Origin of the sequence: Nocardia sp. NPDC058497 (genome assembly GCF_042720195.1) — a bacterium.
Classification (GTDB): Bacteria; Actinomycetota; Actinomycetes; order Mycobacteriales; family Mycobacteriaceae; genus Nocardia.
On the sequence record NZ_JBHXMY010000504.1, the window covers coordinates 1 to 4,342 of the forward strand.

Sequence of the window (4,342 nt, forward strand, 5' to 3'; positions counted from 1 at the left end):
CTTTTTGTGTGTGTTCTGTTTTGTTTTTTTGATATACCCCCCCCGCCCGCCCGCGGGGGGGGGGGGGGGCGCCCGGCCCCCCGCCCCCCCCCCCCCGCGCCGCCCGCTGGGCGGCGATCCATTTCGCTGCCATCCGGTCGATCACCGCGCCCAGGGTCTCGGTGTGCAGGGAAGCGCCTTCCCGGTGCGCCACATTGGCGGCGACCCAGTCGTCGATGCGGGTGATGAGGGCGGCGCGATCGTGGTCGATGTCGTCGATGAGCCTGCCGCAGGCCGCGACCCGGCTGCTCGGAGCCTCCGGTGCGCGCGCCGCCTCGATCGCCGAGCGCCTGCGCTCGTGGCAGCGGGCCAGCCGGCCTGCCGCGTCGAGCACCCGGTGCCGCAGCGGGTCCGGGTCACTGGGTTCCAGAAAAGCCCGCAACCGCGCCGAGGGTGGCGGGAGTTGCGCGGCATCCACACGATGGCCGGGATCGATCGGCATGGTGTACGCCCCTGAATACGCTGAATTCGTGCTTGGATACGCCAGAGCCGGGGAGGATTCGGGGAGGTCCACTCCCCGGCACCGGCGTAGCCCCGTCCGGGCGTCGACGAATATCCGCGACGCTGCGGTGAGGAAGACGGCCCGGGGAAAAATCGGGACCCTCTCAGGAAAGCGCGATTCGGCTCGGCCGCGCAATAGCACGGTGTACAAATTCCGGGGTCGGCGGAAATTGTTATCGACCGTTACAGCGGGGTCACCGCGCGACGTCCCCCGTGTTACCCGTCGGCACATTTCCGGCAATCGGATCACCGGGGGCCCGCCGCGGCCACCCCACATGCACTAACCTCGATAAATGTGCCCGCCTATGTGTCCTCACCCGAGCTGACCTTCGGGTTCCTGTTCGCCCTGGAAGACCCGCAGCGAATCGCCGACGTCGTCGGCGCCCTCATGGAGCGCCGCGCCGTCTCGGTGTTCCGGATCGCGCGGCTGTCCGACGACGACGGCCCACCCGAGCGCTACGTCGTGAACTGGGCTGCCATCCCGCAGATCTCGATCACCACCAGCGCGCCGGAGGACTCCGACCTGCAAGCGCGGCGGATCATGCTGGTCAACGCCTTCCTCGGCGAGAGCGGCGAGATCAGCCTGTACTCCGGAAACCCGAACGCGCCGAGCTGAATCAGCGCGCCGACTCGTAGATCCGGCGCACCACGTCCTCGATGCCGGGTTCCTCGATCGACAGGTCGCGCACCTGCGCCCGATCCGACACCGACGCCAGCAGCGCCGCCGCCGTGGTGTGCTCGGCGTCGAACGCCAGCCGCTGGCGCATGCCGCCCGCCTCGCTGGACAGCAGTTGCGCGCCGCACGGCAGATCGTCGAGATCCGGTGTCGGCGCGGCCAGATCCACCACGAGCACCCGGCGGGCGCCGACGGTGGCGCCGAGTCCGGTCAGTGAACCGTCGTACACCAGCCTGCCGTGATCGACGACGAGGACCCGATCGCAGAGCCGCTCGATATCGCCCATGTCATGGGTGGTGAGCAGCAGCGTCGTCCCGCGTTCGATTCGCTCGGCGCGCAGGAATTCGCGCAGTCGCTGCTTGGACAGCACGTCAAGGCCGATCGTCGGCTCGTCCAGGATCACCAGTTCCGGCGAATGCAGCAGCGCGGCGGCCACTTCGGCGCGCATGCGCTGGCCGAGCGAGAGCTGGCGCACCGGGGTGTCGAGGGTATCGGCCATCTCGAGCTGTTCGACCAGCTCGTGCGTGCGCTTGTCGGCGATGTCGGGATCGAGGCGGTGGATCGCCGCCAGGATCGAAAACGATTCGTGCAGCGGCAGATCCCACCACAGCTGCGAGCGCTGCCCGAACACCACGCCGATCCGCGAGGCCAGTTCCTTGCGCTGGCGCACCGGTTCCAGCCCGCAGGTGCGGACGGTGCCGGTGGTCGGCACCAGGATGCCGGTGAGCATCTTGATCGTCGTCGACTTGCCGGCGCCGTTGGCGCCGATATAGCCGACCGCCGACCCCCGTTCGATCCGGAAACTCATCCGGTCGACGGCGGTGATCGTGTCCCGGTGTCTGCGCCAGCGGCTGCCGTTCTTGCGGTAGACCGTGAACTGCCGGGTGAGGTCGTCGATGTCGATGATCGGTTCCGACCCGCTGTGTTCGTCCATCGTTATCCCCCTCCTCCCTGATAGTGCCTCGTCCCTATCCGCCACGCTGCGAACGCCAGCAACCACACCCACGCCGCCGCGACCGGTGTCAGCCAGGCCGACCACGCGGGCAACAGCGGCGGTCCCGGGAGACCGAGCAGCGCTATCGTCGGCACGTAGGCGGTGAACGCGACGGGAATCGCGAACCCGAACAACAGCTTCAGCGGCGCGGGGAACACCGAGGCAGGCTGCATCGCGGCGAACGAACCGCCGTAGGTGAAGCTGTTGGTGAGCTCGGCACCGTCGATCAGGAAGAACTGTAGTCCGGCCGCGCATACGAAAAGGCCACAGAACAGCGCGATTCCACTCAGCAGGGTGATCACGATCAAGGTAACCGGGGCGATGCCCCAGTCGATTTCGTTGCGCCACAACCCACCGGCGAGCACGATCACCGCGACGGCTGCGCGTGCGAGCCTGCGCAACGAGATGTCGCTGGTGATCAGCTGGAGCAGCAGCGGTTGCGGGCGCAGATGGTAGGCGTCGAGTGTACCCATCCTGATCATCGCCGGCAGCGAGTCCAGGTGCCCGACCAGCACCTGGGCCAGCGCGAACGAGGTGTTGGACAGTCCGAACAGCAACAGCGCGGCATTGGTGTCGAGGCCGCCGAGCGTGCCGACATTGTGGAAGATCACCCACACCTCGGCGAACTCGACCAGCCCGATGAGGAAGGCGCTGAACACCTCGGTGGCGAACGAGAGCCGGTACACCTGCTGTGCTTTCACACGCGAACGCAATACTGCGAGATAGGGGGTGAACCAGGTCCCGGACACGATGCGCGCGGAATCCGGTTCAGCCACCCTGTACCTCCAGCCTGCGTTGTCCCGCTCGCAGCAGCACTCTGCCGAGCAGTCCGATCACCAGGACCCAGAAGCCTTGCGCCGCAACGGTGATCACGGCATCCATTCCGGTTACCCGCCCTGACAGCGTATCGATCGGGGCTTGCAGGATGGAGGGAAACGGGGTAGCCATCGCTATGGTCCGCAGCCAGTCGGGGAACATGTGGACCGGGACGAAAAGGCCTGCGAGGAAGGTGCCGACGATCTGGTACAGCACCCGGATCCCGCGTATCTCTACCACCCAGAACCCGATCAGCGCCACCGCGAACAGGCACAGGAACGACAGCGCGACCGCGAGCAGCACGCTGATCAGGCCGAGCAGGTAGGCCACCGGGGTTGTCGGCATCGACAGGCCGAAGGTCGCCGCGCCGATGAGGATGCTCGGCACGCCGCGCGGCAGGAAGGTGCAGGCGGCCCTGCCCATGTCGGTGGCCAGGTAGCCGAGCTGGATGTCGACCGGGCGCAGGAAATCGATGGCGACGTCACCGGTCTTGATCCGCTCGACCAGGTCGATCGGCGGCCCCATGAACTGCGTCGCGCCGAGCAGCGCCTGCGACAGCCACACGTAGGCGCCGATGGTCCCCTCGTCGTAGCCGCCGAAATCGCCCGCCGCGCGCACCGCGGCCACCATCACCGCCGCGCGGACGAAACCGAACACACAGTTGGTGAACAGCCCGGCGAACATCGCCAGCTTGTACTGCGCCTGCCGTTTGAACCCGGCCCGCGCCAGCTTCCAGTACACCCCGGCAGCGCTCGGCCTGCGACGACGGAACGAACAGTGGCGCACCGCGATGGCTAGTCGGCCGTCCCCCTCCGCATCGCCCCGCACAATCAGTCAACTCTAGGCCGCCCCACCGCAATCCGGACGAAAACGGCACTATCGCGACTGCTCAGCGCAGCGGCACCCCGACGTCGCTGCCGCCCTCCGGCGTGATCCGCTATGCGACAGCTACCGGAATGTCGTCAGTGCTCCGGGAATCCGGTGGCGAACAGGATCGCAATGATCACGGAGCTGACCACGGAAATGGCGAGAATTGTCCACATGAGGGGAAGGGTACCCGTACCCGGGCGTGTCGCCGTCATCGCACCCCCGGTCGACGGGCATTGCCACCCGTGGCACCGACGGCGGACACTGGTGGAATGGTTGACAGGGAGCAACGCACACCCTTCTACGGGGTGGTGCTGATTCTCGCGGCGCTCGGTGCGTCGATGGCGGTCAGTTTCTACGGGCCGACCTGGTTCCGCGTCACGGTCTACATCCTCACAGTGATGATCGTCATGGTCGGCGGCATCATGACGTTCCGGGACTATTCGCGC

General features: G+C 67.2%; 5 protein-coding genes. 1 reads left to right on the forward strand and 4 read right to left on the reverse strand.

What is annotated here, in order from left to right:
• Nucleotides 1–481 (reverse strand): DUF4254 domain-containing protein (locus tag ACFWPJ_RS25935; RefSeq protein ID WP_378855046.1); only part of this gene is annotated, 481 nt, incomplete at its 3' end.
• A 354-nt stretch (nt 482–835) separates the two neighbouring features.
• Between ACFWPJ_RS25935 and ACFWPJ_RS25940 the strand changes: the two genes are divergently transcribed.
• Complete coding sequence (locus ACFWPJ_RS25940; protein ID WP_378855048.1) at nt 836–1,156, forward strand: hypothetical protein; 321 nt, start codon at nt 836–838, stop codon at nt 1,154–1,156.
• Nucleotide 1,157: 1 nt separating this feature from the next.
• Here ACFWPJ_RS25940 and ACFWPJ_RS25945 read toward each other — a convergent pair whose 3' ends face one another.
• Genes ACFWPJ_RS25945 through ACFWPJ_RS25955 form a run of 3 tightly spaced genes read right to left on the reverse strand, consistent with a single transcriptional unit; the run spans nt 1,158 to nt 3,854 of the window.
• Complete coding sequence (locus ACFWPJ_RS25945) at nt 1,158–2,150, reverse strand: ATP-binding cassette domain-containing protein (RefSeq protein ID WP_378855050.1); 993 nt, start codon at nt 2,148–2,150, stop codon at nt 1,158–1,160.
• A 2-nt stretch (nt 2,151–2,152) separates the two neighbouring features.
• On the reverse strand, nt 2,153–2,986 hold the full coding sequence (locus tag ACFWPJ_RS25950; protein ID WP_378855052.1) for an ABC transporter permease: 834 nt from the start codon (nt 2,984–2,986) through the stop codon (nt 2,153–2,155).
• Nucleotides 2,979–3,854, reverse strand: a complete 876-nt coding sequence (locus ACFWPJ_RS25955) for an ABC transporter permease (RefSeq protein ID WP_378855054.1) — start codon at nt 3,852–3,854, stop codon at nt 2,979–2,981. Before ACFWPJ_RS25955 ends, ACFWPJ_RS25950 begins: the two co-directional genes overlap by 8 nt.
• Between the last annotated feature and the right edge of the window lie 488 nt (nt 3,855–4,342).

Coding starts and splice junctions, on each gene's coding strand:
- ACFWPJ_RS25945 (WP_378855050.1), bottom strand. CDS start 2,150: ATGGACGAACACAGCGGGTCGGAACCGATCATCGACATCGACGACCTC.